Source organism: Pseudomonas sp. NPDC087614, from assembly GCF_044743485.1.
In the GTDB taxonomy this organism is placed as follows: domain Bacteria; phylum Pseudomonadota; class Gammaproteobacteria; order Pseudomonadales; family Pseudomonadaceae; genus Aquipseudomonas; species Aquipseudomonas baetica_A.
In genome coordinates, this window is record NZ_JBIUWN010000188.1 from 1 (window position 1) to 1,413 (window position 1,413).

Consider the following 1,413-nt stretch of genomic DNA (forward strand, 5'->3'; position numbering starts at 1 on the left):
AAAGAGGAAGCCTGGTGAGAAAGTGTCTATGAAAGCAGGACTGTACCAACCAGAAGAATTCAAGGATAACTGCGGTTTCGCCCTGATAGCCCATATGCAGGGCGAGCCCAGTCATACCCTTTTGCAAACGGCCATTGAGGCCCTGACCTGCATGACCCACCGCGGTGGGATTAATGCCGACGGCAAGACCGGTGACGGTTGCGGTCTGCTGATTCAAAAGCCCGATGCGTTCCTGCGTGCGATTGCCCAGGAAGCCTTCAGCGTCGAACTGCCCAAGCAATATGCCGTGGGCATGGTCTTCTTCAATCAGGATCCGGCCAAGGCCGAAGCCGCTCGCGAGAACATGAACCGCGAGATCCTCGCTGAAGGCCTGCAACTGATCGGCTGGCGCAAAGTGCCAATCGACACCAGCGTCCTTGGTCGCCTGGCCCTTGAGCGCCTGCCGCAGATCGAGCAGGTCTACATCGGCGGCGAAGGCCTGAGCGATCAGGACATGGCGGTCAAGTTGTTCAGCGCCCGCCGTCGTTCGTCGGTGGCCAATGCCGTCGACTCCGACCACTACATCTGCAGCTTTTCGCACAAGACCATCATTTATAAAGGCCTGATGATGCCGGCCGACCTGGCCGCGTTCTATCCAGACCTGAGCGACGAGCGCCTGCAAACCGCGATCTGCGTGTTCCACCAGCGTTTCTCCACCAACACCCTGCCGAAATGGCCGCTGGCTCAGCCATTCCGCTTCCTCGCCCACAACGGCGAGATCAACACGATCACCGGTAACCGTAACTGGGCGCAGGCCCGTCGGACCAAGTTCACCAACGATCTGATGGATCTGGAAGAACTCGGCCCGCTGGTCAACCGTGTCGGTTCCGACTCCTCGAGCATGGACAACATGCTCGAACTGATGGTCACCGGCGGCATCGACCTGTTCCGTGGCGTGCGGATGATCATTCCGCCTGCGTGGCAGAACGTTGAAACCATGGACCCGGATCTGCGTGCGTTCTACGAGTACAACTCGATGCACATGGAGCCTTGGGACGGCCCGGCCGGCGTGGTCATGACCGATGGTCGCTACGCGGTGTGCCTGCTTGACCGTAACGGTTTGCGCCCGGCGCGCTGGGTCACCACCACCAACGGTTTCATCACCGTTGCTTCGGAAATCGGCGTCTGGAACTACCAGCCAGAAGACGTGATCGCCAAGGGCCGTGTCGGCCCGGGGCAGATCCTCGCCGTGGACACTGAAACCGGGCAGATCCTCGACACCGATGCGATCGACAACCGCTTGAAATCCCGTCATCCGTACAAGCAATGGCTGCGCAAGAATGCCCTGCGCATTCAGGCGACCATGGAAGACAACGATCACGGTTCGGCTTTCTACGACGTCGATCAGCTCAAGCAATACATGAAGATGTATCA

Annotated in this window: 1 pseudogene; it reads left to right on the top strand. The window is 59.2% G+C overall.

The window, feature by feature from the left end:
• Nucleotides 1-28 precede the first annotated feature (28 nt).
• Nucleotides 29-1,413, top strand: a pseudogene (gltB, locus tag ACIOWA_RS27995) (glutamate synthase large subunit); the annotation flags it as partial.